At 64.0% G+C, this 26,589-nt stretch carries 21 protein-coding genes; 8 read left to right on the top strand and 13 right to left on the bottom strand.

All coding sequences use genetic code 11. From position 1 onward, the window contains the following. Positions 1-130: 130 nt before the first annotated feature. Positions 131-1,876, top strand: coding sequence for a GGDEF domain-containing protein (locus tag AC1DMY_RS07940; RefSeq protein WP_477164428.1), 1,746 nt, complete (start codon positions 131-133; stop codon positions 1,874-1,876). A gap of 7 nt (positions 1,877-1,883) precedes the next feature. Here AC1DMY_RS07940 and AC1DMY_RS07935 read toward each other — a convergent pair whose 3' ends face one another. The 10 genes from AC1DMY_RS07935 to AC1DMY_RS07890 form a co-directional block, all read right to left on the bottom strand. Then, positions 1,884-2,078 (bottom strand): hypothetical protein, encoded by a 195-nt coding sequence (locus AC1DMY_RS07935; RefSeq protein ID WP_477164427.1) that lies wholly within the window; start codon positions 2,076-2,078, stop codon positions 1,884-1,886. Then, entirely contained in the window at positions 2,078-3,661 is a 1,584-nt protein-coding gene (gene bcsG / locus AC1DMY_RS07930; protein WP_477164426.1) for a cellulose biosynthesis protein BcsG, read from the bottom strand. The genes AC1DMY_RS07935 and bcsG overlap by 1 nt, the downstream gene beginning before the upstream one ends. A 3-nt stretch (positions 3,662-3,664) precedes the next feature. Then, the gene (bcsA, locus tag AC1DMY_RS07925; protein ID WP_477164425.1) at positions 3,665-6,238 is read right to left on the bottom strand and encodes a UDP-forming cellulose synthase catalytic subunit; all 2,574 of its coding nucleotides are present in this window, start codon (positions 6,236-6,238) and stop codon (positions 3,665-3,667) included. After that, positions 6,235-7,029: a cellulose biosynthesis protein BcsQ gene (bcsQ, locus tag AC1DMY_RS07920; protein ID WP_477164424.1), complete on the bottom strand. Its 795-nt coding sequence runs from the start codon at positions 7,027-7,029 to the stop codon at positions 6,235-6,237. The genes bcsA and bcsQ overlap by 4 nt, the downstream gene beginning before the upstream one ends. Next, positions 7,026-7,226 carry a hypothetical protein gene (locus AC1DMY_RS07915; RefSeq protein ID WP_477164423.1) on the bottom strand — a complete coding sequence of 67 codons (201 nt, stop codon included), beginning with the start codon at positions 7,224-7,226 and terminating at the stop codon, positions 7,026-7,028. The genes bcsQ and AC1DMY_RS07915 overlap by 4 nt, the downstream gene beginning before the upstream one ends. Positions 7,227-7,233: 7 nt before the next feature. Further along, entirely contained in the window at positions 7,234-8,994 is a 1,761-nt protein-coding gene (bcsE, locus tag AC1DMY_RS07910) for a cellulose biosynthesis protein BcsE (protein ID WP_477164422.1), read from the bottom strand. A gap of 31 nt (positions 8,995-9,025) precedes the next feature. Beyond that, positions 9,026-12,829: a cellulose synthase subunit BcsC-related outer membrane protein gene (locus tag AC1DMY_RS07905; RefSeq protein ID WP_477164421.1), complete on the bottom strand. Its 3,804-nt coding sequence runs from the start codon at positions 12,827-12,829 to the stop codon at positions 9,026-9,028. Continuing rightward, positions 12,811-13,974, bottom strand: a complete 1,164-nt coding sequence (gene bcsZ, locus AC1DMY_RS07900; RefSeq protein ID WP_477164420.1) for a cellulose synthase complex periplasmic endoglucanase BcsZ — start codon at positions 13,972-13,974, stop codon at positions 12,811-12,813. Before bcsZ ends, AC1DMY_RS07905 begins: the two co-directional genes overlap by 19 nt. A gap of 3 nt (positions 13,975-13,977) precedes the next feature. Beyond that, positions 13,978-16,254, bottom strand: coding sequence for a cellulose biosynthesis cyclic di-GMP-binding regulatory protein BcsB (gene bcsB / locus AC1DMY_RS07895; RefSeq protein ID WP_477164419.1), 2,277 nt, complete (start codon positions 16,252-16,254; stop codon positions 13,978-13,980). A 539-nt stretch (positions 16,255-16,793) separates the two neighbouring features. Then, positions 16,794-17,579 carry an SDR family NAD(P)-dependent oxidoreductase gene (locus AC1DMY_RS07890; RefSeq protein ID WP_477164418.1) on the bottom strand — a complete coding sequence of 262 codons (786 nt, stop codon included), beginning with the start codon at positions 17,577-17,579 and terminating at the stop codon, positions 16,794-16,796. A gap of 290 nt (positions 17,580-17,869) precedes the next feature. On the opposite strand from AC1DMY_RS07890, the gene AC1DMY_RS07885 reads away from it, so the two are divergent. The 5 genes from AC1DMY_RS07885 to AC1DMY_RS07865 all read left to right on the top strand — a co-directional run bounded on the left by AC1DMY_RS07885 (position 17,870) and on the right by AC1DMY_RS07865 (position 21,073). Next, positions 17,870-18,193 carry a hypothetical protein gene (locus tag AC1DMY_RS07885; RefSeq protein WP_477164417.1) on the top strand — a complete coding sequence of 108 codons (324 nt, stop codon included), beginning with the start codon at positions 17,870-17,872 and terminating at the stop codon, positions 18,191-18,193. Positions 18,194-18,197: 4 nt separating this feature from the next. Then, positions 18,198-18,581, top strand: coding sequence for a GntR family transcriptional regulator (locus tag AC1DMY_RS07880; RefSeq protein ID WP_477164416.1), 384 nt, complete (start codon positions 18,198-18,200; stop codon positions 18,579-18,581). After that, complete coding sequence (locus tag AC1DMY_RS07875; RefSeq protein ID WP_046970273.1) at positions 18,578-19,435, top strand: ABC transporter ATP-binding protein; 858 nt, start codon at positions 18,578-18,580, stop codon at positions 19,433-19,435. The genes AC1DMY_RS07880 and AC1DMY_RS07875 overlap by 4 nt, the downstream gene beginning before the upstream one ends. Continuing rightward, positions 19,432-20,397, top strand: a complete 966-nt coding sequence (locus tag AC1DMY_RS07870; protein WP_477164415.1) for a hypothetical protein — start codon at positions 19,432-19,434, stop codon at positions 20,395-20,397. The genes AC1DMY_RS07875 and AC1DMY_RS07870 overlap by 4 nt, the downstream gene beginning before the upstream one ends. Positions 20,398-20,512: 115 nt before the next feature. Continuing rightward, positions 20,513-21,073: a DUF2884 family protein gene (locus AC1DMY_RS07865; protein ID WP_477164414.1), complete on the top strand. Its 561-nt coding sequence runs from the start codon at positions 20,513-20,515 to the stop codon at positions 21,071-21,073. Between the two features lie 92 nt (positions 21,074-21,165). Here the strand turns inward: AC1DMY_RS07865 and AC1DMY_RS07860 are convergent, their stop codons facing one another. Next, positions 21,166-22,560 (bottom strand): class II fumarate hydratase, encoded by a 1,395-nt coding sequence (locus tag AC1DMY_RS07860; RefSeq protein ID WP_477164413.1) that lies wholly within the window; start codon positions 22,558-22,560, stop codon positions 21,166-21,168. Positions 22,561-22,847: 287 nt separating this feature from the next. Here AC1DMY_RS07860 and purB point away from each other — a divergent pair, with 287 nt between their 5' ends. Continuing rightward, positions 22,848-24,215, top strand: a complete 1,368-nt coding sequence (gene purB / locus AC1DMY_RS07855) for an adenylosuccinate lyase (protein ID WP_477164412.1) — start codon at positions 22,848-22,850, stop codon at positions 24,213-24,215. Positions 24,216-24,274: 59 nt separating this feature from the next. Here purB and gstA read toward each other — a convergent pair whose 3' ends face one another. Next, positions 24,275-24,889, bottom strand: a complete 615-nt coding sequence (gstA, locus tag AC1DMY_RS07850; protein WP_477164411.1) for a glutathione transferase GstA — start codon at positions 24,887-24,889, stop codon at positions 24,275-24,277. A gap of 153 nt (positions 24,890-25,042) precedes the next feature. On the opposite strand from gstA, the gene AC1DMY_RS07845 reads away from it, so the two are divergent. Beyond that, positions 25,043-25,414 carry a winged helix-turn-helix transcriptional regulator gene (locus AC1DMY_RS07845; protein WP_477164410.1) on the top strand — a complete coding sequence of 124 codons (372 nt, stop codon included), beginning with the start codon at positions 25,043-25,045 and terminating at the stop codon, positions 25,412-25,414. 179 nt (positions 25,415-25,593) lie between these two features. Here the strand turns inward: AC1DMY_RS07845 and cysK are convergent, their stop codons facing one another. After that, entirely contained in the window at positions 25,594-26,535 is a 942-nt protein-coding gene (cysK, locus tag AC1DMY_RS07840; protein WP_477164409.1) for a cysteine synthase A, read from the bottom strand. Between the last annotated feature and the right edge of the window lie 54 nt (positions 26,536-26,589).

Raw genomic sequence — 26,589 nt, 5'->3', positions numbered from 1 at the left:
CCATCACGAGAGGCCGCCGAGACTGTACGCACGCCACGGGCTGAAGCCACAGGGGGGGGCCGTCGCGGAACGGCGGGTCGGTGCAGTAGCCGTCCTCCGATGGTTCCCATGATTGCGGCGACACGCACCGATGCCAACACCGGCACCTCCCAACGAATCCATCAACCGGCGGTTTCGTTACATCGTCACGACGCTCTACGTCATGGTGATCGGGATGATGGTGTGGCAGTTCGCCCTGCAGTGGCAGGGCTATCGCGATGCCCGCGAGGCGCAGAAGCAGTTCATCGTCGTGCGGGGCGCATTGCGCGCCATGGCCGACGTATCGAGCGAGCGCCGGCCCGCCGTCGGCGTGCTCATGCTGGAAGAACCGGAATCCGCGAGATGGCGCATTGTGCTGGACGCCGCACGGCGCATGACCGATCGGCGCATGGATGAGTTGGGCGCCGCTCTGAGCGACCCCGACTGCGAACATTGCGCGGCGATTGCGCCGTCGTGGGATAGCGTGCGGATTCAACTGATCCAGGCACGGCAGGGACTGGATGCCATGCAGCATACCGCCCGCACCGACGCGGACATCGTCAACGGCTTCAGCCAGATCGTCAGAGTGATACCTCGCCTGTCGACGATTGCGCAGACCGGCGCCACCGGCGTTATTCGCGAGAACGCCGACGTGCAGAGTTATCTGCTGGTCGCGCGGCTGTCGGGCCTACTCAGGGAACAGGCCGGCCTGGTCGCGCAGCAGTTCGCGCCGTCGCTGGTGAAGCATCGACCGCTGACCGAGCAGGAGGCGCTGGAGATCGCTGCGAGCATGGGCAAGATCGAACAGTTGCGGCAATTGCTGGTGCCGAGCGTGCGCGTGCTGCCGCCCGAACTGCTGCAGGACTATGCCGAACTCGACCGGCGTTACTACGGCGAGGCCGTGGTACTCCTCAACAATCTGCGCCAGGAGGCCACCCGTGCCTCAGGCACCAACGCCACGCTCATGGAGCTTTCCGACCACTACGGCCCAATGGTGGCGCCGATCGACCGATTCCGTGACGACTCCCTGGCCCTGGCCGGCGAAACCATCGACAAGAGCCTGCATAAGCACCTGCTCTACCTGCTCGCCAGCGGCCTCTTGGCCGTCGCCCTGACCGCACTCCTGGTGGTGATGATCTGGCGTTTCCGCGAAAAGGTCATCCGTCCCTTTTCGGAGGCACAACAGTTCATCCTCGCGATCGCGTCAGGCGACACGGCGGCGGAAATCCCCCGTGGGCGCTACGGCAGCGAAGTGCAGGACCTGTTCGCCGCGCTCAACGTGCTCAAGCAGAACGATCTCAAGCGCCACCAACTGGAACATGAGCGCAATCGCCTGATCCGCGAATTGCAGACCATGGCCGAAACCGATCCGCTTACCGGCCTGCTCAACCGCCGCGCGTTCGAGAGCCGCGCGCGCGTGCTGCTTGCCGACAAACGCGGCAGTGATCCGGTGGTGGCGCTGATGATGCTGGACATCGATTACTTCAAGCGCGTCAACGACACCTATGGCCACGAAAGCGGCGACAAGGCACTCGTGGCGCTGGCCACGTTGTGCCGTGAAACCGTGCGTGCGGACGATATCGTGGCGCGCTTCGGCGGCGAGGAGTTCGTGATACTGCTGCGCGTGCAGGCGGCGCAGCACGCCAAGGCACTGGCAGAAAAACTATGCCAGCAGCTTCGCGTGCAGGCCATCACAGCCACTGATGGCGAGCAGTTCGGCTTCACCGTCAGCATTGGCATTGCCTTTGCGCAGCGCGTGGCTGGTACCAAGCTGCAAGTCGACGAATTGCTGCGCGAAGCCGACGCCCTGCTCTATCGCGCGAAGTCCAACGGTCGCGATCGCATCGAAACCCAATGAGCCGACCTCAACGCGGCCCGGTCGACGGGTCGTCCGCGTACAGCACCGACGCCAGCAAGGGCCAACGCTTGAGCGCGGCCAGCCACACGTCCTTGGCCTGGCTGTCGTAATAGCGCGCCGGATCCACGCCCTCGACATAGCTGGCATAGGTTTCAATATCGCTAGGCTTCATCCTGGCATGCGGATCGCGTGGTGCGGCCATTACTTGCCCTCCATCCAGACGCCGTCGGGCGTATGAATTACATAACCGTTGGCGGTGCCCATGGTGACGGTGTTTTCGTTCTCGCCCACCATCCGGGTCTGCGGAAGATCGTGCGAGTACTGGTCCAGCGCCGGTGCGTCGGCCTTGAACGGGCTGTTGGCCACCAGGTTCGACATCAGCTGGGCCAGGGCGAGATAGCTGGTCGGCGTATCGATGGAAATGGCGTGGCCCGGCGGATCCTTGCCGGCAGGCAGGCCGATCAGCTTCACGCCTACCGGCACATCGATGATGCGCGGCGTGGGGATTTCGCGCAGGCCGGAAATCTGCCCCGCATCGCCGCGCAATGCAGCCCCGTGTTCAGGCACGAAAATCAACACGGCCTTGCGACCGGAATGGGCGACCAGGTCGGTCAACCGATCGATATCGCTCAACAGCCGTGTCAAGCGAATCGGATACGACTGCAGGCTGGTGAGATTGCTGTTGGGCAGGCGATTGCCGTCGTGCATGCTCACGGTGTTGTAGTAGAGCGCCACCGGTCCGCCGCCCTTGGCTGCGCGATCCTGATACCACTTCGCGAGCGCATCGTAATCGTCGACCAGGGATGAGCCGTCGAATTCACGCATGAACGGCGGCAGGCCCTCGATCGATTGCGGCTGAATACCGGGACGGCCAATCTCGCGCTCCACGATGCCGCGGAAATCGTCGAAGCGACCGTTGTGGTTCATCAGGTACTCGACGTCATAGCCTGCCGCCGCCAGATCGGCAAACACATGGCATTCCTGGGGAGCGGCGCTGTACAGCTCCTGGTGCGCGTCCTGCCCGCACGAGGCACGGAACAGGCGAATCGCGGCCGGCCCGCTATAGCTTGCCGCGCTGCTGAATTTTTTGAAGACGTAATCGAATTTGCCGAACAGCGGGTTGTCACGCATGTTGGCCACATCCAGGTCGTCCCAGGACAGCGAGCAGATGTGGATGATGATGATGTCGAACTGCACTGCAGGATCGGTGCTCATCGGGAAGAACGCGACACGCCGGCTCTTTTCCGCATGATGGAACGCCGCCAGTTGCTGGTCGTAGCTGCCGGTAGAACTGTCCGTACCCGCGTTCGCCGTATCCGCGTCAGCACGCGGATTGACCGCATAGCCCGGCCCGCCGTTGGATTTGGCAATCAGCGTGCCCATGCCCTGCCATAGCGGGAACACGACGAGCGCCAACAGCACGAACGTCGTCACGCGCACCCAACGGTTGACGATGGCATAGATCACCAACACCAGTATCGGGATATAGACCATTGCCGGTTTGAACAGGCGCCGGGCCAGTTCCATCATGTACGTGGGCGAAAACGAGGCCAGTGCCGGGATCTGCTTGAGCACGTAGCCGACCGGCGGCAGCTTGGATTCGTGGTAAAGCAAGGCCACGCCCGCCAGCACGGCCAGCGCCTGTCGTGTCACGCGCTGCCAGCGCTGATGCAGGGGCACCAGCAGCGCCAGCGCCAACAGCAGGTTGAGCCACCAGACCGGTTGGATGCTGCCTACCGCGGCCAAGTAAAGCACGGCGATGAAATAGAGATTCCAGATGCCCATGCCTTACTCCGTTCCCGACTGGCGCGGCCGGCGCACGACGGCCGACTCGGCGGCGTCCAGGCAGGCATCGAACAAACGAAGCACGCCCTGGTAACCCATCTCGATCACTTCGACAAAACTGTGCAGAGGCGCATCGGGAACCAGCTCTTCTTCCCAGCGCACCCAGGCATCTGCGCGGCCAAAAGTGCACTGGATCAGCTGCGTCTCCTTTTCGTACGACCACTCCTCAAATTTCATGCCGAGGTGGACGCCGCTGTTGCGCGCCACCACCGCGGGGAAGTAGTAATCGATATCGCCACGCGACAGGGCCACGCCCAACGGGCTGCCGCGATCGAGCTCCAAGGGCTCGGGCAGGATGATGCCGAGGCCGCCGGTGGAATAGTTTTCCGTGCGGCACGCGATGGTCTTGCCATTGGGCAGCACCAGGGTCGCGGGCACGACCAGTGGCACGTGATGCGAGACGCGCACTTGCCGAGCCTCTTTCGCCACGCCCGCGGCGGCCCCCAGCATCGCCACGTTGAACAGCGCCCACACCATGTTCATCAGCACCGTCGCCGGTTCATCGCGCTGGGTGGTGAAGATACGCACGATGCCCGCCACCAGCGCGCAGAGGTTGAGCGCCAACAGCCACACGTAAGGCTTGGAGGTAGCCCAGTCGAGATACTCCTGCTCGATCAGCCCGCCCTTGGCCGTAACGTTGAACTTGCCCTTCTTCGGATTGATAAAGGCCACCGTGGTGGGCAACACCGTGTACCAGGCCAACACCGACTCGTAGACCTCGGCCCAGAACGAATGGCGGTACTGGCCCTGGATGCGCGAGTTGGCCATGCCCGACACGAACAGGTAGGGCAATACGTAGGCCATCACCGAGATGGCGTCCGCGCCGAAGACATGCAGTCCAAAGAACAGGTACGCGCACGGCATGCACAGAAAAATCAATCGCGGAATGCCATAGAAGAAATGCAGCATCGCGTTGCTGTAGCAGATGCGCTGGAAGAACGTGAGACCTTTGCGCAGCCACGGATTGTCGATGCGGAAGATCTGCGCCATGCCGCGCGCCCAGCGAATGCGCTGGCCGATATGGCCGGACAGGCTCTCCGTGGCCAGGCCCGCCGCCTGCACGATGCGCAGATAGGCGGTGCGGTAGCCGCGACGATGCATCTTGAGCGAGGTGTGCGCGTCTTCAGTGACGGTTTCAATGGCGATGCCGCCGACTTCCATCAACGGAGCACGGCGAATCACTGCACACGATCCGCAGAAGAAGGTGGCGTTCCAGAAATCGTTGCCATCCTGGATCAAGCCATAGAACAGGCTGCCCTCGTTGGGAATGCGCATGAAGGTGTCGTAGTTGCGCTCGAACGGATCGGGCGAAAAGAAATGGTGCGGCGTCTGCACCATCGCGCACTTGGGATCGGCGATGAACTCGCCCATGGTGGTCTGCAGGAAGGAGCGCGTAGGAATGTGGTCGCAGTCGAAAATGGCGATGAATTCGCCGCTGGTCATCGCCAATGCGTGGTTGATGTTGCCGGCCTTGGCGTAGCGGTGTTCTTCGCGGGTGAGATAGCCAACGCCCACTTCGTTGGCGAAGCGATGGAACTCTTCGCGGCTGCCGTCGTCGAGCAGGTAGACGCGCAGCTTGTCGTGCGGCCAGTCCATGCTCTTGGCGGCAAGCACCGCGGGGCTCACCACCGACAGCGGCTCGTTATAGGTCGGGATATACACGTCCACGGTGGGCCAGCTGTCGGTGTCGTCGGGTAGCGGCTTGGGACGGCGGTTCAACGGCCAGGCAGTCTGGATATAGCCGAAGAACAGCACGATCCAGGTATAGATTTCCGCCGCAAACAACAGATATCCGAACAACGCCTCCACCGGCGTGGCGAAGTTGAGCGTCTGCGTGATGCGCCACCACATGTAGCGCCCCGTCATCAGGATCGACAGCGACACCATCAGCATGGTCGGCCAGCGCCCGGGGATCCGCCGCGCCACCACCATCACTACCAGCACTGCGATAAACAAGCGGAATTGGTCGGCGATGGGCAAGGGCGTGGTCCAGAACCCCACCGCCACCGTCAGGGCGAGCAGGAGGATCACCGGCTTGAGATGCGGCACGCGATCCAGTCCGGACGACCAATGATTCACGCGTTCGCCAATACGCGCCCACGGTACCGACGGAAGCTTTGAAGTCACCGCATGCCCTGCCCGGCCCGCGATGCCATGGACCGGCGCGAGCCAATGACCGATACGGCCCAGCAACATCGAACGGCGGCGCGCGCCGCGATGATGCCGCGCGCTGCGCAGGTTAGTGGACAAACGCACGCGACGACGGTGGGGGCGGAAAAAGATCCGCTTTAGCCAGGTACCGATGCCCTCGTCTTCACCCACGGCAAGCTCGACGCGCAGTCGCCGTCCCAGTTGCTCGGCCCACCAGGCAGGCCAATCGCGTTGGCCTGGCGGCGGCGGACGAAACACCAAGCGCAGCAGCCACGCACCGCGCCCCGCCTCGGCGTCCACGCCTAGCTGCTGCGCCAGCGTGCTGCGCAAGCGCGAGAGGGCCGAGCTGGCGACAGGCGTGTTCACGCCGAACCTCCCGCCGCCGCGCCGGACTGGTAAGCGCGTCGAAGCCAGCTCGACAGCCAGGTCGCCAGGCCCTGCATGTCGTGTGCTGCCTGCGAATGCGGCGCGCTGTGCACGAAGCTTTCGTTGCGAGCCAATGCTTCGGGTATGCCGCTGTCGGCATGCACGCGATAGGTTGAAAGCGCCGCACCCAGCGTGTCGCGCAACAAGGCAAGGATGTCGGTATGCAACTGCGACGCTGGCGACACGGCATTGGCCACGTACACCATCTCCTTGCCGAGCGCCTTCAGCTCGGCACGCAAGCGCGGCAGCGTGGCGCAGGCCAGCGGTTCGGGCGGCACCACCACCATCACCAGATCAGCCGCCGCCATGGCTTGCGCGGCGTAGACGGAGGGCCAGGTCGGCGTATCGATAAGGGTCACGCCATGGCCGGGCAAGTCGACTCGCGCCAGCAGATCACGCAACCACGTCGGCTGCTGATGCAGGGCGGCTGACATGGCGGCAGTCGAGGCGAGCGCGGCATCGCCACGCGCTTCACCCCAAGGCAGCCACAGCACGCCATCGTCCGTCTGCAGCGCCGCATCGCTCCACTCATCGTGGCTGGAAAGCACCTGCGAGTGGAGTCCCTGCCGGGCAGGCGTGCGCAAGCCGCAATAGAACGTCAGTACGTTGCGCGGATCACATTCCACCGCCAACACCGCATGCCGACGTTCCGACAGCAGACCTGCGAGCGACGCGGTAAGCATGGTGCGCCCTGCACCACCGACGGAAGCGATGATGGCAATCGTCTTCATGCCTTCTTTCCCGTGCCGCCCTGGCGCTTGCCAAGGATGACCAGGCCTTCCAGTTGCGGCGGCAACTGGATCTTGCGCCGACGAAGCAAGGAATGGATACGCGACAGCAAGGAACCGAGCCGAAAACGCCAGGACAGCCACCATAGCGGCGCAGCCAGTACCAGGCCCACGATGAAGTACCCCAGGAAGGTGCTCATGCCCGCGTCACCTCCCTGCCTTCAGCGGCAACGAAGCCGGCCGTGGTGGACGGCGCATGGTGGCCGTGGCTGCTGCGTTGATGGCGTCTGTGCTGCCAAGCATGGGAAGCCCCGACGGCGTCGCCTCGACCTCCACGCTCTCCGCCGACGACTCCGCAACCGGCGGCACCGGCGACGCGATCGGTTCGGGAGCTGCGACCAGACCCGTGTAATCGGGCGGCGGGAGCTCGGCTATCTCTTCTTCGAGAGCATCGAGTGTGGAAATAATGGTTTCACGATCGCCGCAGCGCAGCTCGCCGCGGAACAGCTCCGAGAGCGGGCGCTCGAACACCTTCTCCATCGCCTCGCCCGCGTTCTCCACGTGACAGGCAAAAAAGAACAGATAGAGACTGTCGCCACTGGCCGTGCACAGATCGCCGGTACGGCGGATGCGGCAGGCCTGGAGCGCATCGATGCCCGCCACGTCGGGCTCCAGCGGCAAGCGCAGCAATACGTTGGGCAGGCGTATCGGGCGGCTGCGCTCCACCGCCTCGCGCACCAACTGGATGAAGCGGTGCGCCGGCACATAGCCAGTGGTGGAATCGCGCATGGCAGCCGATAGCGCGCTGACGTAATCGTCCGGCACGGGGCGTGAAAACAGCTGCCCTTGTACACCGTCCACGGCGATCTCAACCTGCGCCATCGGCATGCTGCGCGCGATGATGGCGTTGGCGCCCAGCGTCAGCATCAGCAGCTCATAACGGATGCTGACGTTGTCTTCGCGGATAAGGATCTTCAGTGCCTTGCCGCATTGGCGACGCAGATAGTTCACCTGCTTGGCAAGCGAAGCGACGCTTTCGTTGATGCCGTAGTGCAGGATCACCGTAGCCGCCACCGCCCGACTCGCTGCCGATACCAGCGCTTCGTTGTCCGGCAACACCTGCCAACCCTTGGGCACCACCCGCTCGCGCGCCACGGTGCCCTGCGCCACCATCACCACGCTCTCATCGGGTGCCAGCATGCCGGCCACTTCGCCACTGGCGGGATCGTCCGGCACGGCGATCAAGCGGTGATCGCTGGCGGAAAAGCGCAATGGAATGGATTCGCTGGCCGACAGCGCCCCGCGATTGTCCCGCCAGAACGCCACCTCCCATCGAAACTCGCCTTGCACGTGCACCAGTTGCGCGGCGCCGGCAAACTGGATCTGGAAATCCGTGAGCGGGCGGAAATCGCCGCTCTGCTCCACCAGCGGCGGCAACATCACCAGCAGCACGGTGTGCCGCGTCTGCGCGCACCAGCCTGCCAACGAGGCACCCTGCCGAATCAGCGCAGCGCGATCCTGCCAGGCGAAGCAGGTCGCCACGCCTTCGACGAGGAACTGGCTTGCTGGTGTCGCGCATTGGGCCGACAGCGCCTGCAAGGACTCCATCAGCACATCGCAACCGTCGCGGTTCGGCGGGATTTTCAAACTGCACACATTGGACTTGGGATGCACCGCGCCTGGGTGATCGATATCCATGCCGTGCTGGTGCAGCGCCTGCGCCACGTCCTCGGCCGAGCGCGTGGAAAGCACCGTTACCGGCGTGAGCAGCGCATGCGCCGCGGTCTTCCAGAACAGCGCGTCGCGTGCCGGTGAGCGGCTGGCGTACACCGCATACACCTGCCCCGTCGCCAGCGCCGACAAGGACGACGGCAATCCTTCGATGGCCAGCGACTGATTCAGCCGCAGCAGCGCGCGTGGCGTTGCTCGATCGGTCGATTCGTAAGGCGATGGAGGAAGGTTCGTCACGACTCTCGTCCCTAGCGGCAGGGTGATCCCGTCAGTACGCGGAATATGGTTTGACGGGGTTGGGCGGGAACGGCACTGGCAGCCGTTGCTGGTCGAAGAAGTAGCGCAGGTAGATCGTGCCAAGGTTGGGCGCGTAATCGCGTGAACGATCGAGCTTGAATCGCGTGCCGATCACCCAGTGCGGCGTGAGCCGGTATTCCAGCGCCGCTGCCACCGTATAGCTGAAGCCGCCGCCCGAACCGGTGCCGAAGTACGGCGAGCCCAGATCCGCAGCAGCCATGCGCGCCACCGCCTGGCGCTGAAGATCCGGCCGCGTGGGGAAGTACGGCGCCTCTTCCTCGTTGGTGGAGGAGTTTCCGACCGAGGCCTCCAACTCCCATGACCAGCGCTGGTAACGACCGGTCCAATCCAAGGGAATGGATGCGGAGAAATAGCGACCTGGGCTGTAATAGCCGCCGTTGCCGAAAGTGTAGAAATGCTGGTTGTTCGCGTAGTGCCAGTAGTTGACCACCAGGCCGCTGGAAAACTGCTGATCGACGCCCACGTAGACCGGCACGTCGATGCCGGTGCGCACCTTGAACTCATGGTTGGTCTCGGTGTTCTCGCCGGTGAGCACGCCAAACCCGACGGATGCAAACAGCGTGGTTCGGCCCCAATCCTGCGCGCCGCGGAGGGTGAAACCGCTGCGCACCACGCCCCCCCAGGCTTCGCCGGTGACGGGATCGCGTGCTCCCGAGTACGACACCAGGCTGCTGGTAACCGGCCGGCGCGATACGTCGAGCGTCACTGATGAGTCGTAGAAATCGTGGCGATAGAGAAATCCGCCAAGGATGCTGTTGACGGTGAAGCCGATCGGCGTGCTGCCGATGTCGGCGCGCCAGCTGTTGCTTGCGCCATTGAAATCGTAGCCGGCCGCCAGCGCGACGCCCTTGTCGGTCTGATCGATCGGATGCAGCCCGGCATTGCCGAGCGCGGCGATCTTGCCGAACTCGAAGGCCGGATCAAACCGATCCGCGGGCAAGGTGCCGGCATTGAGCAGCACCGTGTCGGCGTGGAAAAAATAGTGACCGGCGTAGCCATCCGGAATTCGCAGATAGACCGGAATCTCCGTGGCATCCAGCCGCGACATGCCGCTGCTGCCCGACTCGTTGGATTGGATCACGCCGGTGGCGATCTGCCCTTGCCGGCGATCGTCCAGACCCTGCAAGGCACGCTGCGCCGAGGTGAGTCCATCATCGGGACTAGGCGTCTCGCCCTCCGCCTGTTCTTGCGTCAATGCCGTGTGGTAGAGCTGGGCCGCGTCGTCATAGTGGCCTTGCGACTGTGCGATGCGAGCCGACTGCACGGTGACATCGGAGCGATCGGCATACGGCTGCCGCAACGGATCGACCACGGCTCGCGCCTGCTCATTGCGGCCCAGGGCGGTATAACGACGCGCGATAGCCAGCCGCGTGTCGACATCGTCCGGCGCGGTATCGGCCAGCACGTCGTCGACCATGGCCAGCGCGGTCTTGCGGTGACCCATGCGCTCTTCCATGCGCGCGATGGTGAGTCGCGCGTCGGCATCGCCTGGATGATTTTCCAGCACCTTGCGGGCGTAGACCTCTGCACCGCGATAATCGCGATGGGCCTCGCGGAGATCGGCCTGGGCGAGCAGCCAGCGCTTTTCCAGCTTGCTGTGTCCGGGTACCTCGTCCAGTGTACGGTCCGCTCCCGCGAGATCGCCGGCGTCGATCTGCCGCCCTGCCTTGCGCATCGACAAGCGCAGCAGTTGATCGTCGAACTGCGCCTGCTGTTCGGCGGTGACGCCGGGGCGTGATCGCGCATCGGCAATCCACGCACGCCACGCGTCGTCGCGATTGGCTGAACCGAGCAGCTCGCCGTAGCGCAGGCGCACGCCGATGGCGGGATCTTCCGGATGCGCGTCCAGCCAATCACTTACGAGTTTCAAGCCTTTGTCGGGCTCTCCCAGGCTGATCCATTCGCGCCCGACGCTGGCGAGCATCTGCGGGTCGTCGCGCACATCCAGCGCGATCCGGTCGAGCAGCGCACGCGCTTCCTGTTGGCGACCCTTGGCCTGAAGCTGATGCACCTCGCGCAGGTCGCGTTGCGCCTTGAGGCTGGCGGCGAGTTCGCGCATGCCATCGGAACGCTGGCCCGCAGGTATCGGTGCAAGCACACTGCTGGCGGTGTCGATGTCGTCCAGCGAATTGAGATAGAGGGCGCTCGCATAGCGCATGTCGGGGGTCGCCGCGGCGCGCAGGCCGTCTTCCATCACCGCGCGGCCCAATGCGGGCAGATCCAGGTCGCGATACTGGCGGGCCAGCGTGTAGCGCAGCCAAGCGTCCTTGGGCGTGAGGCGCACGGCGTCCTCCAGCTTCAATACCGCCGCACCGCTTTTGCCGTCGGCAATCAACTGGTCCGCTTCGATGGAAAGCAATTGCGCGCGTAACGCGATCATGGCGTCGCTGGAACCGTTGTAGCGTTGCTGCACCCGGGCGATGAGCGGCGACAGTTCCTCGGTGCGATGCGTGGCGATGAGCACCTTGGCCAGCAACTCCAGCGCATCGACATCCGGCTGCTTCGCCTCCACCATCGGGCGAAGCACCGCCTCGGCTTGCGTCCATTGCTGTTGCGCGATCAGCGAGGTGGCGAGCACTTTGTTCGCATCATTCTGATTGGGCTGCTGACGCAAAGCCTCGCGGGCGAGCGTTTCGCCCTGCTCCGGATGCCCCTGGTCGTTAGCCGCACGTGCCTTGGACAGGGTTCCCCAAAAAGTCGCCGTGGCCATCAGGCTGCGCCATTTGCCGGCGTTGTCCGGATCGAGCTGGAGCGCACGGGCGAACAAGGCACGCGCTTCGTCGTGCTTGCCTTCGCGCATCTTCGCCAGGCCTTGCTCGCCGAGCGCCTCGCCTTGGCGCGAGGTCGCTGAACGTGCCGGTGAAGAGGAAGTCGTCGATGTCTCAGCCGCAGGCGCTGCGCCCTTCGGCGGCGGTACGTAGTTGGCGCCGCCCTTCTTGGCCAGCGCCGCGAGCGCTGCCTTGGCACTGTCGTCGTTGGGCACTTCCTTGAGATAGCGCTGATACCACACGTAGTACGCGGGATCATCACTGCCGGCGCTGTTGAGTGCGCGCCGCCACAGTTCCATGGCTTGCGGACGGTTGGCGTCCTGCCGCTGGTAAACGCGGTAGATGATGTCCAGGCCTTCCAATCGTGTCGACGCCCGATCGGTCAGCATGTCCGCCAGCGTCAGGGCCAGACCCAGATCGTCGGGATCCTGCCGCATACGTTCGCGCAATTCGTTCAAGGCCTTGTCGCGCTGGCCCGCCGCCGACATCGCGCGATAGTAGTCGCCGGCCAAGGACCCGCTGGGCGCACCGCGCGGAAACAGCGCCTGCATCTGCTGCCACGCCTCTTGCGACTGACCGGCGCGCATCGCCAGGCGCGCCTTGGCCAGCGAGGTCTTGTCGGTGGTGGCGAGGCGATAGGCATCCGCCAGTTCAAGCGTGGCCGGATGCTTGGGATAAAGCGCCTGCAGTTGCTGCAGACGCTTGGCTGCTTCGGCGGGACGATTCGAGCTGAGCTCGATCTGCCCCATCAGGGCCAGCGCGTCGGGTTGCGTGGGATCGATCAGCAGAGCTTTTTCTACGATGCCGCGCGCCATGTCCGGTCGGTTCTTGGCCTGCCATACACGAGCCGAATCGAGCAGCTGTTTCATCGCAGGGCTGGGCGCATTGGCCGTGGCCTGCGCCAACGCCAGCGACGGCATCGCACCGCCGACGATCAGCAGCATGATGGCGGGTGCGAACAGATGGTTCAGCGCGCCGCGGGACACGTCGTAGTCCAGGCAGGAACAACCGCGCCGTTCGCATCGAAGCGGTACAGGCCATCGAGATAGCCAAGGCCGAACAAGGTCAGCACCTGGCTGTAGTAGCCCAGTGGCGATTGCGCGGCGAGTGTGCGCGTGCGTCGCACTTGCGCTTGCGCCAGCTCGTTGCGCCCGAGTGCCGCCAGATAAGGCGCAACTGCAGCGGAGAAACCGGCATTACCTTCGTTGCTCGCCGCAGCTCCGGTTTGCGTGTCCACGCGCTCAGGCGCAAAGCCGTTCGCGGCCACAAAGTCGGCCAGCGGACGGAACGTGGCGAGCGCCGCGGCACGCTCCGGCGCATCCGGCGCCAGCAGGCCTGCCCACAGATACACTCGAATCGCGTTATATGCGCTCTCGGCCTTGCTGGCCCGATCCGCGATAAAGCCTTGGTCGCGCTTGTACATCACCCAGTCGGGAGAGAACCCATGCGGCGCCGTGCCGGTGACCAGCCTGGTCGAGCTGTCGAGGATGGCCTTCCATTCCGTTTGCTGCGGCAACGCGCTCATCAGGTGACGCATCACCTGCAGCGGGACATAACTGGGATTGAGTCGCCACACATCGTCCTGCGGATGAAAGCCCACGGGACCCGGCAACACGGTGCGGCCTAGCCCGGGCAACACCGCCGTTTCCTTCGCCACGATGGCCTGAGCGAGCACCGTGCCTAACGCGGTATAGCTGCGCTCTCGCCACAAACGCCCCGCCTCGAGCAACGTATAGGCAATCCAGATATCCGCATCGGAGGCTGCATTGCCGTCGAGCACGCCCCAGCTTTGGGCGGCGTCCTTCGATGCATGGCGTCCCCACTGCCAGGCCGGCAGATGCTTGGTCAGATCGCCTTGCGCGAGGTTGTTCTGCGTCCAGTTGAGTACACGATCAAACGTGGTTCGATCGTTCGCCACCAGCGCGAAGAACAGCGCATACGCCTGCCCTTCGGACACGGTGACCTGCTCGGGTGTGCTCGCATCGATCACACGGCCGTCGGCACTGAGCGTGCCCTGCTTGAAATGCTCCCAGTCCGGCCATGCGCAGGACGCAGCCCGCGCATGGCCGGTGGCGAACATCACGGCAACTACCAGCAGCGCGCGTAGCAGCAGAATCGATGCGCGGCGCATGGATCACCGCTCAAGTCGATGTGCGGCGAGCCGGCCCAGCGCCCAGAACACCGTGAGTGCCACAAACAGGCCCGCGAGTATGCCGGCCAGCGCCATCAAGGCCGGATACCTGGAAATGTGGATCCACAGCCAGGCGTACCAGGGCAGATGTCCCACGTAATAGGCATCGCCCACGGTAAGCCCCACCACCACTTTCTGCCGCACCACGGTGAGGTCGCCACGCACTTCACCCAGCTTGGTGTCGTCGCCGAGCACGTCGAGCAGATCACCCAGCTGATCGGATGCATTGGCCGCGAGCGCCACCACGCTACGGCCCTTGGTGTACGGCGACTGGAAACCGACGAAGGCAGCCGTGGGTCCATTCACGCTCATCGCGGCACGCGCTACCGGACCCTGGCCCTTGGGGCGATCGGTGAGTTCACGCACGGACAAATCGTTCTCGCTGCGTTCGATCAGCATGGGCAAGCCCTTGCCCCACTTCGCCATCAACTCGCCGGCCGTGCCGGTGCCGATCACCAGCAGGTCGCGATCGCGCACTGAATCCACCGCGCTGGAAGGCACCACCGATACACGCAAAGCCGGCAGGCCGCTCCAGCGTCCCAGCTGCCCGAGCATGGTGAACAGGGCTTCCTGTTCGTGCGCGTCCGGCGTATCGGGAATCACCACGGCGGTATCGGACATATCCGCCATGCGCGTGAACGGGAATCCGCTGGTGGCGAAGAACGCCAGGTTCGGCATCGCCGTGTAGTGCACGAACTGGCTGAAGTCGACATTCGAGTCGGGATCCACCGCCGCGCGTGCGCTGTCGGTGGCCGCGGAAACGCATAGCCCGTTCTTCTGCGAATCCATGTGGAACTGGAACTGGAACTGGTTGGTGCTGCCGATGCGCAGCGCCGGCACGCGAATCTCTTCCGCGCCACGCGCTTCGGAGCTCGACAGCAAAGGCACGTTGAATTGACGCTCGACGCCGGAAGGATCGGCCGGGCGCAGTCGCAGCGAGCGCAGCAGCTGATCGTTGACCCCGATATTGAGCACCGAGTCGTTGTAGTTGGATGGCGCCGTGTAGCGGTAATGCACGTTCAACGGCACGCTGTGGCGCGCCCACGCAAACAGATCGGGTGGCAGCCGCATGTCGACGCGGATCGGCTGCGGATTGAAACCGGCCGCTTCGAGCTGCGCCGGATCAGTGACCAGTTCCTTGAAGCTCACCGGTCGATCCACCGGCGCCCAGTTCGGTGCGTCATATGGACGACGCCCTGGCCCCAGATCCACCGACTTCACGATGGCCTGGTCACCGGACATGCCCACCTGACCAAGCACCAGCGCATTGGCCGCTTCCTGCAACTCCTTGGTGTCGCGCCCAGCAAGCACAAGCAGCTTGCGGCCCGATTGGGGCGGGCTGGCCGGATTGGCCATCACGACGACGGTAGGACCCTTGATCTCGCCCAGCTTAACGCCTTCAGGCATGGCGTTGGGCAGGGCGAAGGCGATGACATGCCCATCGGTCGGCGGCGCCTGCACCACCGGGAATCGTGCCCCGCGCCAGCCGGCCAGGGCGCCGAACCACGACGACACCACGCCAGCCGCGCGCAGCGTCTGCGCATCGGCATGCGCGGGCAGCAGGAACGGAACCACCAACGGCCGGTTGTCGCGGCGATCAAAGAACGGCGCTGGCAGCAGGGCGAGGCTGTTGGGCAATCCGATTTCCGAGGTGGTGAGCGTCAGCGTGGTATCGGGACTGATGTCGGTCCACAGCGAGGTGTGATACGGGTCTTCGCAATGATCGAGCGTGTAGTGCGCAATCATCTGCACGCCGATGCGGTTGAAGTCGGTGAACAGGCGAGGATCGAGCACCACCTCCTTGGTCACTGTCTGCCCCGCCTCCTCCTTGTCCAAAGGCAGCGTGGCGACCACCTCGCCGTTGAGGAACACCTTGAGGTGCGAGAGTGAATAGATCAGCGACGGCGAATAGGTATAGACCAGCCGCAGCTTTGCGCCGGTCACCACTTCATCGTTGCGCACGGCCACATTCAACGTGCCATTGGGGTCCTGGCCGCGCAGCTTGATCGGGCCGAACACGCCCATCTGCTTCAGCGTGAGGTCGCGTGCCACCCCGGCGGGCACGGCTTGCGGCAAGGCATCGCTGCTTGGCGCCGAAGTCGCGGGAGCCGGCTGGGCGACGCCACGCGCTGCGTCCTGGAGGGGCTGCGCATCGGCGCTAAACACCACCCAGCTACCCAACAGCAGTAAACCCCAACAAACGTGACGAAGGTGCCGCATGGAATGTCGCCCTGGGTCAGTGACGGAACGTCGAAAACGGGCTGGCTGGTCAGGCAAACCTCGTCCCCCGCGCTGCTGCCTCTACCAACGAACCCACACGATCCGCGGAAACTGATTGGCCAATGCCAATGCGCTGCCCCTACTGCGTCTCCACGCTCATGCCCCTGCCGACGATGGCTTGCTCCGCGCTTGCGGCATCCTCGACCGCTCGCTGGCCAGCATTCCGTGGAGCATGTGCGCAACGCATGAAATCGGGCCCTTCGACCGGTTTCGCGCGCTGGCGCAGCAGCACATCGTCACTCGGCAGAGACGATTAAAGAAACCTGCATAAAAGAAACGTGAATAGTCACGCGATGCACAACCTGGCGATGGCGAAGCGTGCGGCCATGCACAAACCTGCGAATTGCCTGCTACTGCGCGGCAGCCTTCGTTCCATACGTCCGAAAGGCCGTAGCGGCGATCACGTCCACGGCCGATGCACCAGATGAAACACCAAAAACGATATGGACGTCTTTACGTCCACCGCCAAACGGCAACCTTCAGGGGACGCCGGTCTTCCCGCCATCCATGGCAATCACTGCACCGGTGACATAGCTGGCCAGCGGCGAGGCAAGGAACACAGCGACGTTGGCGATCTCGCGCGGCTCGGCCATGCGTCCCATGGGAATTTCCGCCAGCTGGTCAGCCAGCACTTCATCGATGGAGCGATGGCTGGCGCGCGCCAAGGCATCAAGGCCTTCCTGCAAGCGCCCGGTGCGCGTGGGTCCAGGATTGATCACGTTCACACGCACGCCTTTGGATGCATAGGCACTGGCATAGCCCACCGAGGCGAGCATCAAGGCTGCATTGGCCGCCCCGCCGCCGATATGCACGGGGCTGACCTGCCGGCCGCCCTGGCCCACCACATTGACGATGCTGCCGTGACCGCGTGCTGCCATGCGACGGATCACCGGATCGATCATGTGCATATAAGTGAAGTACTTCGCCTGCATCGCATCGTGCAGCGCGTCGGCATGCAGATCCGCGATGGGCGTGCGGCGCGCGGCGCCGGCGCAATTCACCAGCACGTCGATCGGCCCGAATTCGTTTTCGATGTATTCGGCCACCATCTGCGCGGCGACGATCTCGCGCAGGTCAGCCGGGGCGACGTCCATGCGCAGCCCTTCGCGCTCAAGGTCGTGCTGCGCGGCATGCAGGTGCGCGAGGTTGCGCGAGATGCCGACCACCTTGGCGCCTTCGCGTGCAAAAGCCTGCGCACACGCCAGGCCAATGCCCTTGCTCGCGCCCGTGATCACCACGACCTGCCCAGCCAGACCGACGTCCATGCAGCGTTCCTTGTGCCCAAAACAACGAGCGTCATTGAACCACGCTGCCCGCAGCGCGTGCGTGCAGGTGATGGCTGTCACCTGCGATAGCTGATGCCTGGCCCTGCCGGCGACCCGCCTCCGCGCAGACCATAAGCGTCAGCTTCCGGGCCTTGGCCTGCCCCGGACCTCGTTCAGCCTTATAGGCCATCAGTCATGTTGCGAATTTCTATCCCAGCTATTGACGCCGCCGGATATGGTGTTATAGTTCACTACAACACCGGTCCACGAGAGCACTAAAGGAGAACGCCATGAAAGCGAATAACCTGCTAGCCCTGACCGCCGCCGCCTTGTTTACTACGGTTGGCCTGGCCGCCATCAACTCCAACGTCAACAGTCTCCCCGTCAGTGAGATCAACGGCGTCAAGGTCATCGACCTGGCTCCGGTCACGGTCCGCCCCACGGCTGAAGACATGCGCGCCGCCGCCATGCTGGCCGACGCCAACGTCGCCACCCTGAGCACTGCCCCGCTGCTGTCCGCCGAAGCCACCTCCAACGTGGTGCTCGGGAGCCAGCTGGCCATGCCCTACTATTCTTTCGGTAGCACGAAGTTCGGCCGTATCAGCAAGGAATAACAGTATGACCATCACCTGGAACGACAGCGTCCCGATCTACCGCCAGCTCCGCGAACGCGTTGTGGCGATGATTCTGGACGGCGCCTTGAACGAGGGCGACCCGCTGCCGTCAGTACGCCAGGTTGCTGCGGATTTCCAAATCAATCCGCTCACCGTCTCCAAGGCGTATCAGGAACTGGTCGACGATCAACTGGTGGAAAAAAGGAGGGGATTGGGCATGTTCGTCATCGATGGAGCCAGGGAAGCGCTACTCAAGTCCGAACGAGAGCGCTTCCTGCGGGAGGAATGGCCCGCGCTCTTCGCCCGCCTGCAACGCCTGGGGCTGGACCTGAAGACCCTGCTGCGCGAAGCCCCCAATGGCGCGGGCAGCGAAGGGAGCCTGTCATGAACGCGGTTGTCACGGCCACCGGTCTGAACAAGACCTATAAGAACGCGCACGCGCTGAACGACGTGAGCTTTCGCATCGAGTCCGGCCGCATCGTGGGCCTGATCGGTCCCAACGGGGCCGGCAAGACCACCGCTTTGAAGGCCATTCTCGGCCTCACCGATTTCAAGGGCGAGTTGAATGTGTTGGGCTTCGATCCACGCACGCAGCGCGACCAGCTGATGGAACAGGTGTGCTTCATCGCCGACGTGGCGGTGCTGCCGCGCTGGATCAGGGTAAGCGAGGCCATCGATTTCGTGGCCAACGTGCACCCGCGCTTCAACCGGGCCAAGTGCGAAGCCTTCCTGGCGCGCACCAAGCTCACTCCCAAGCAGCGCGTGAAGCAGATGTCCAAGGGCATGATCGTGCAGCTGCACCTGGCGCTGGTGATGGCGATCGACGCCCGCCTGCTGGTGCTGGACGAGCCTACGCTCGGCCTGGACATCCTCTACCGCAAGCAGTTCTACCAGAGCCTGCTGGAAGATTATTTCGACGAGAACAAGACGATCATCGTCACCACGCACCAGGTCGAGGAGATCGAAAACATCCTCACCGACCTGATGTTCATCCGCGACGGCAGGATCGTGCTGGATACCGACATGGACACGGTGGGCGAACGATTCGCCGAAGTGATGGTGAGTGCCGACAAGGCCGCCACCGCCCGCAGCATGAAGCCGCTCGATGAGCGACAGGTGTTCGGCAAGAGCATCTTCCTGTTCGACGGCGCCGACCGCGCCACGCTGGAAAGCATGGGCGAAGTCCGTCGCCCGACGGTCAGCGACCTGTTTGTTGCCACCATGAAGGGAACCTACGCATGAAAACCTTCTACTGGTTGCTGAAGCGAGAATTCTGGGAGCACCGCGGTGGCTTCCTGTGGGCCCCGATCGTCACGGGCGGCGTGTTCCTGGTGCTCAACGTGATGGCCATCATCACCGCCGAAGTGCTCAGCGCGCGCCATGGCGTACGCATCGGCGGCAACGACATCCAGATGATGATGCAGCACGCCGATGCCGGCGACTGGAAACAAGTCGGTGCGGCCGCGGACGTGGCGATGATTTCCTCGATGGGCTTCATCGGCATCGTGATGGGCATCGTGGTGCTGTTCTACTGCCTCGGCTCGCTCTATGACGACCGCCGCGACCGCAGCGTGCTGTTCTGGAAGTCGCTGCCGATTTCCAACACGAGCACCGTGTTGTCCAAGGTCGTGAGTGCCGCCGTCGTGGCACCGGTCATCGCGGTCGTGGTCAGCATCATCTGCGGCCTGCTGCAGCTGTTCATCTTCTCCATCGTGCTGTCCTTCCATGGCATCAACGTGTGGCAGCTGCTGGCACTGAGTCATCCGCTGCGCGCCGTGGCTTCGCTGGTGAGCAATGTCCCGCTGTACGCACTCTGGGCCCTGCCCGCCGTTGGCTGGCTGATGCTCTGCTCGGCCGGCGCACGCAGCAAGCCCTTCCTGTGGGCGGTGGCCGTGCCGGTGGTACTCGGTCTGCTGGTGAGCTGGTTCGGCATCATGGGCATGTTCAACCTGTCCTCCGCATGGTTCTGGGCCAACGTCGTACAGCGCGCACTGTTGAGCGTGTTCCCGGGTTCCAACCTGGTGTTCGACAGGCACAGCGCGCTGAACATGGGCGACATGAACGACAACGATCCGCTGGCGATACTGTCGCCGATGCACACCTACGGCCTGCTCGCCTCGCCTGACCTGTGGATTGGTGTGATCGCCGGCCTGGCCCTGATCGCCGCCGCCGTGTGGTTCCGCCGGGTTCGCGACGACAGCTGATCGACGGTCTTGTCCCGCCTGCATCTTCCGCAAGGACGCGGGGTGCAGGCGGGACAAACTTTTCAAGCCGCCCAAGCCGCGGCAGACTTCACCCCTCACACCACGGAGTGTTGCCATGTCGTTCCGTTACCTGCCCTGCGTGCTCGCCCTTGCCGTGCTGACGTCCGCCTGCAGCTCGGGCAACGATGTCCAGATCTTTGGCGGCGATACCGATGTGATCAACGGCCACATCACGCTCCATGACGGACAGGTCACCATCAAGGCGTCCGGCGCCCCTGACGCTACGGTCGATCAGAACGGGCAGCTGGCCATCGATGGCCACGATGTGGCGATCAACGACGCACAGCGCACACTGCTGCAGCGATACAACGGCGCAGCTCGACAAATGCGCGAACACGCCATGGAGGCGGGCAAGGCGGGCGTAGCCACCGCCACCAAGGAGCTGGGTGCGGTGGCCGGCAAGATGACCGGCGCCGACACCGCCGAGCAAACCAAGCAGAAAGTCGAAGAAGCGGCTGCAACCATCAAGCAGGCCGCCGCCAAGATCTGCGAGGACGTGGCAGACATGAAATCCGCGCAGGACGCGCTGGCAGCGCAACTCGACGCATTCAAGCCCTATGCCACGGCGGTGAGCAACGAGAACGTCGAGAAGTGCCGCAAGGATACCAAGCACTGACGGGACCGCCTTTGTGGGAGCGCACCCTGTGCGCGACTTGCGATGCGTCGCTTAACGCACGAGCGTCGCGCACAGGGTGCGCTCCCACATTGTCAGCCGCCGCCCCCACCACCGTGAATACCGCCACGCGTCAGCGTCATCGGATCCAGCAGCTTCTGCAGTTCGGCCTTTGAGAGCCCGGTGGTTTCCAGCGCCACATCCATGATCGGGCGCTTCTCCTTATAGGCCTTCTTGGCCGTCGCGGCGCCCTTCTCATAGCCGATCACCGGATTGAGCGCGGTGACGAGGATGGGATTCTTGTCCAGCGCTTCCTTCACCCGCGCCGTATTCACCTTGAAACCGGCAATCGCCTTGTCCGCCAGCAGCACGCTGACGTTGGACAAAATCTCGATCGACTGCAGCAGGTTGTGCGCGATCAAGGGCAGCATCACGTTGAGCTGGAAATTGCCCGACTGACCCGCGATGGTGATCGCCGCATCGTTGCCGATCACTTGCGCGGCGACCATCGCCGTCGCCTCCGGAATCACCGGATTCACCTTGCCCGGCATGATCGACGAACCCGGCTGCAGCGCCGGCAACTCGATCTCGCCCAGGCCGGCGAGCGGGCCGGAATTCATCCAGCGCAAGTCGTTCGCGACCTTCATCAGCGCGACGGCCAGCGCCTTCAGCTGGCCGGACAATTCCACCGCGGCGTCCTGCGCGGCCATGCCTTCGAAAAAGTTTTCCGCCGCATCGAAACGCACGCCGCTGAGCTTCTTCAATTCGCGCGCCACGGCGGCGCCGAACTTCGGATCGGCATTGATGCCGGTACCCACGGCCGTCCCGCCAAGCGGCAGGCGGCGCATGCGTTTGAGGCTGTCTTCGATGCGCTCGATAGCGCTGCCGATCTGTGCGGCCCAGCCGGACAGCTCCTGGCCAAACGTCACCGGCATCGCATCCATCAGGTGCGTACGGCCGGTCTTGGGCACGTTGCGCAACTCGCGCGCACGGCGATCGATGGTGCGCTTGAGGTGCTTGAGCGCCGGCAGCAGCTGTTCGCTGGTGGTGAGCGTGGCGCTGACATGAATCGCGGTGGGAATGACGTCGTTGGAGCTTTGCCCGTAATTGACGTGGTCATTGGGGTGAATCTTGCCGCCCGCCTTGTTGGCCAGATGGGCAATCACCTCGTTCGCATTCATGTTGGTGCTGGTGCCAGAGCCCGTTTGGAACACGTCGATCGGAAACTGATCGTCGTACTCGCCCTGGGCCACGGCGAGCGCCGATTTGCGAATGGCATGGGCCTGGTTTTTCTTCAGGTAACCCAGCAGGAAATTGGCATCGGCAGCCGCGGCCTTGATCAGGCCCAGCGCGCGGATGAAAGAGCGCGGCAAATGCATGCCGGAAATGGGAAAGTTGTCGACGGCGCGCTGCGTCTGGGCGCCATAAAGCGCCTTGGCCGGCACCTTCAACTCGCCCATGCTGTCGTGTTCGATGCGGAACTGGGTCATGTCCTTGCGATTCCTCGGTGGGATTTCGGGAATATAGGTCGGGGCGTGTTAGGGCGCCGCCAAGGGGGATAGCGTCCCAGCTTGTCTGTGGGAGCGCACCCTGTGCGCGACAGGCACGCTGGGGTGTACCGCTCCGTAGGTCTGTCGCGCACAGGGTGCGCTCCCACAAAGTGCCGACGCGCTGGGGTCGCGCACAAGGTGCGCTCCTACAAGGGTCGCTGCGGCGGCCGAGGCCTCGGCTCAACCTGTTGTAAAATCCCCCCTTTCCCGCCTCCGGAACACCCCCGATGTCCTCCCATGCCCTGACCGCCCTGTCCCCCCTGGACGGCCGTTACGCCAGCAAGGTCGAAACCCTGCGGCCGATCTTTAGCGAGTTCGGACTCATGCACCGTCGGGTGCACGTTGAAATCGAATGGCTGCTGGCGCTGGCCGCGGACCCGGGCATCGTCGAGCTGCCCGCGTTTACCGCCGACCAGGTGGCCAAGCTCAAGGGCATCTCGGGCGACTTCAGCGTGGAGGACGGCGCGCGCATCAAGACCATCGAAGCCACCACCAACCACGACGTGAAAGCGGTGGAGTACTTCATCAAGGAACGCATCGGCAACGACGCGTCGCTGGCGCAAGCCAAGGAATTCGTCCATTTCGCCTGCACCAGCGAAGACATCAACAACCTGTCCTACGCCCTGATGCTGCGCGATGCGCGCGACCAGGTGCTGCTGCCCGCGCTGGACGGCATCATCGCCCAGCTGCGCGACCTGGCCCACGCCAATGCAGGCCTGCCGATGCTATCGCGCACGCACGGCCAGACGGCGTCGCCCAGCACGCTGGGCAAGGAGCTGGCCAATGTGGTCGCCCGCCTGGAACGCCAGCGCAAGCAGCTGGCCGCGGTGGACGTGCCGGGCAAGATCAACGGCGCCGTGGGCAACTACAACGCGCACGCCATCACCTATCCGGAGCTGGACTGGCGCGGTTTTTCGCAGCGCTTCGTGGAAAGCCTTGGCCTCGATTACAACGCCTACACCACGCAGATCGAACCGCATGACGGCGTGGCCGAGTACTGCGACGTCGTGCGTCGCGCCAATATCATCCTGATCGATCTGGCGCGCGACATCTGGGGCTATATCTCGCTGGGCTACTTCAAGCAGGCCTTGAAGGCCGGCGAAGTGGGTTCCTCGACCATGCCGCACAAGGTCAACCCGATCGACTTCGAAAACGCCGAAGGCAACTTCGGCCTCGCCAACGCCCTGCTTGGCCATTTCGCCGAGAAGCTGCCGATCAGCCGCTGGCAGCGCGACCTTACCGATTCCACTGTGTTGCGTGCGCTCGGCACCGCGTTCGGCCACACCATGGTCGCGCTGGAATCGCTCAAGAAGGGTCTGGGCAAACTCACCGTGAACGCCGACCGCCTCGGCGCCGACCTCGACGCCAGCTGGGAAGTGCTGGCCGAAGCCGTGCAGACGGTGATGCGCCGTTACGGCCTGCCCGAGCCGTACGAACAGCTCAAGGCACTCACGCGCGGCCAGGGCATCACCAAGGACTCCATGCGCAGCTTCATCACCGGCCTGGACCTGCCCGCCGACGCGAAGCAGCGCCTGCTCGACCTCACGCCCGGCGGCTATATCGGTCTGGCCGAGCCGCTGGCCAAGCAGATCTGATCGCTGAACATTGCTGCTTCACCACGAGGGCCGCGCATCGCATGCGCGGCCCTTCGTTTTTAGGCCGCCTTGAGCAGCCCTTCCGCCTGCAGCGCCGACTGCACCTTCGGGCGCGACGCCACGCGCTGCTGGAAGGCGACGATCGCCGGGAAGTCCGACAGATCCAGCTTCACGTGCTGCGCCCAGTTCGTCACGGTGAACAGATAGGCATCGGCGGCGGTGAACTGGTCGCCGATCAGCCAGTCGTGCTTGGACAGATGTTGTTCCAGGAAGGCATAGCGCTTGCGCAAGTAGGCCTGGCGCTCCTCGCGCACGGCGTCCGGCGTGTCAGGCTTGAACAGCGGCGAGTAGCTCTTGTGCAGCTCGGAGTTGATGTAGCCCAGCATTTCCTGCAGGCGATAACGCGCCGTGGTGCCGTTGGCGGGTGCCAGGCCGCTCTCGGGCTTGAGGTCGGCCAGGTACTGCACGATGGCCGTGCCCTCGGTGAGCAATTCGCCGCTCTCCAACTGCAGCGCCGGCACATAGCCCTTGGGGTTGATGTGCAGGAAGTCTTCGCCGCTCGCGGTGCGTTTGGCCTTGTTGTCGACCTTGATCAGTTCCACCGGAATACCCGCTTCCAGGGCAACGATATGCGGCGACAGCGAACAGGCGCCAGCAGCGTAGTAGAGCTTCATGGTGGTTCTCCTTAGGGGACGGGATCAACGCGATCCGGGTTCGCGAAAGCCACCGATGCTAGCGATCATGGTTACTGTTGGATACCACCTAACCGCCGGTAACCTCTAAAATCCGGTAACCGCCGAGTTACCGAAGTCCCCCAGGAGCACCCCATGGGTCTGCCGCTACGCAAGAGCAAAGTCTGCCCAGCACCCACCTGCCCGCTCAGCGAAGTGCTGGGTCTGCTGCGCGGCGCCTGGGCCCCAAACGTGATCTGGCAACTCAGCGGCGAACCACGTCGCTTTGGCGAGCTGCGCCACGACATGCCGAAAATTTCCGCACGTGTGTTGAGTGCGCGTTTGCGCGAGCTGGAAACGCGAGGGCTGGTGACGCGTCGCGTACTCGCTACGTCGCCGCCGTCAGCCGAGTACTCGCTCACCACGCTGGGGCGTGAATTGCTGCCGGCCATTGATGCGTTGGCGAATGTGGGGAGGAAGTTGATTGAGGAGTGGGAGATGCATCAGCGGAGGGTGGCGATGCGCTGAAGCTCTTGCCTTTGCCCGCTGAGGCGCGCCCCCTCTCCGTGAGCGGCTATCTCCTGTGGGAGTGCACCCTGTGCGCGACAGCCACGCTTGGGCGAATCGCTCCGTCGGCTCGTCGCGCACAGGGTGCGCTCCCACAGATGTCTGCCCACGCCCAAGGCTGCGGGCAGACGAACGCCTATTCACTCCACCTCGTCCGACCCCTCATTGACACCCTCGAACAGGAAGGTCGACAAATAGCGCTCGCCGGTATCGGGCAACATCGCCAACAACACCGTCCCCTCCGGCGCATCTTTCGCCACCTGCAATGCCGCAGCCACCGTGGCGCCAGCGGAGATGCCGACGAAGATGCCTTCCTTCTGCGCCAGATCACGCGCGGTATCGCGTGCCAACACGTCGTCGACGGGAAGGATTTGATCGGCGACAGCGCGATTGAGCACGGCAGGCACGAAATCCGGTGTCCAGCCCTGGATCTTGTGCGGCTGCCATTCCTTGCCCGAAAGCAGCGCCGCGCCGACCGGCTCGCTGGCGATGATCTTCACTTCCGGACGCGCCACCTTCAGCACTTCGCCCACGCCGGTAAGCGTGCCGCCGGTACCCCAACCAGTGACGAAATAATCCAGCCGCTTGCCGGCGAAATCCCGCAGGATTTCCGGGGCCGTGGTGTTGCGGTGATAGGCGGGATTGGCCGGATTGTCGAACTGGCTGGCCAGGAACCAGCCGTGCTTATCGGCCAGCTCCTTCGCCTTGCGCACCATGCCGCTGCCGCGTTCCGCCGCGGGCGTCAGCAGCAGTTTGGCGCCATAGGCGCGCATCAGCTTGCGCCGCTCGACCGAAAAGGAATCGGACATCACTGCCACGAAAGGATAGCCGCGAGCGGCGCAAACGGCCGCCAGCGCCACGCCGGTATTACCTGACGTGGCCTCCACCACGGTCTGGCCGGGCTTGAGCACACCGCGCTGCTCGGCGTCGATGATGATGGCGTAAGCAAGACGATCCTTGACCGAACCGGCCGGATTGAATGCCTCCACCTTGGCGTACAGCGTCACGTGCTTGGGCGCCAGACGATGAATGCGCACGATCGGCGTGTTGCCAATGGTGTCGAGGATGCTGTCGTAAATCATGAAGTGACTCCGGGACGCGGCATGGATAAAGGTGGCATGAGGCGCGATGGTGCG

Source organism: Dyella sp. 01L423 (genome assembly GCF_056399945.1).
Note: the sequence above shows the minus strand (reverse complement) of the source record. Positions and strands in the feature narration are given on the sequence as shown.